At 57.8% G+C, this 1,047-nt stretch carries 1 rRNA gene; it reads right to left on the bottom strand.

The features are described from left to right. Positions 1-1,047, bottom strand: a 23S ribosomal RNA gene (locus tag ADK54_RS11905); the annotation flags it as partial.

Below are 1,047 nucleotides of genomic sequence, written 5' to 3'. Positions count from 1 at the left end.
CTACACCCTTACCCCGGGACAACCACCGCCCGGGCTGGACTACCTTCCTGCGTCACCCCATCGCTTACCTACTACAAGTCTGGGTCACCGGCTCCACCACTTTCCATTCCCCGAAGGGTCCGGAACGGCTTCACGGGCTTAGCATCGCCTGATTCGATACTGGGCGTTTCAAAGCGGGTACCGGAATATCAACCGGTTGTCCATCGACTACGCCTGTCGGCCTCGCCTTAGGTCCCGACTTACCCTGGGCAGATCAGCTTGACCCAGGAACCCTTAGTCAATCGGCGCACACGTTTCTCACGTGTGTATCGCTACTCATGCCTGCATTCTCACTCGTGAACCGTCCACCACTAGCTTCCGCTGCAGCTTCACCCGGCACACGACGCTCCCCTACCCATCCCAGCCCCCGTTGGGGGTACATGCTGGAATGACACGACTTCGGCGGTACGCTTGAGCCCCGCTACATTGTCGGCGCGGAATCACTTGACCAGTGAGCTATTACGCACTCTTTCAAGGGTGGCTGCTTCTAAGCCAACCTCCTGGTTGTCTCTGCGACTCCACATCCTTTCCCACTTAGCGTACGCTTAGGGGCCTTAGTCGATGCTCTGGGCTGTTTCCCTCTCGACCATGGAGCTTATCCCCCACAGTCTCACTGCCGCGCTCTCACTTACCGGCATTCGGAGTTTGGCTAAGGTCAGTAACCCGGTAGGGCCCATCGCCTATCCAGTGCTCTACCTCCGGCAAGAAACACACGACGCTGCACCTAAATGCATTTCGGGGAGAACCAGCTATCACGGAGTTTGATTGGCCTTTCACCCCTAACCACAGGTCATCCCCCAGGTTTTCAACCCTGGTGGGTTCGGTCCTCCACGACCTCTTACAGCCGCTTCAACCTGCCCATGGCTAGATCACTCCGCTTCGGGTCTAGAGCGTGCAACTCAAACGCCCTGTTCGGACTCGCTTTCGCTACGGCTTCCCCACACGGGTTAACCTCGCTACACACCGCTAACTCGCAGGCTCATTCTTCAAAAGGCACGCAGTCACGAC

This window comes from Streptomyces sp. WM6378 (assembly GCF_001279695.1).
In the GTDB taxonomy this organism is placed as follows: domain Bacteria; phylum Actinomycetota; class Actinomycetes; order Streptomycetales; family Streptomycetaceae; genus Streptomyces.
The sequence above is the reverse complement of the archived record's forward strand: the minus strand, read 5'-3'. Positions and strand labels throughout refer to the sequence as shown.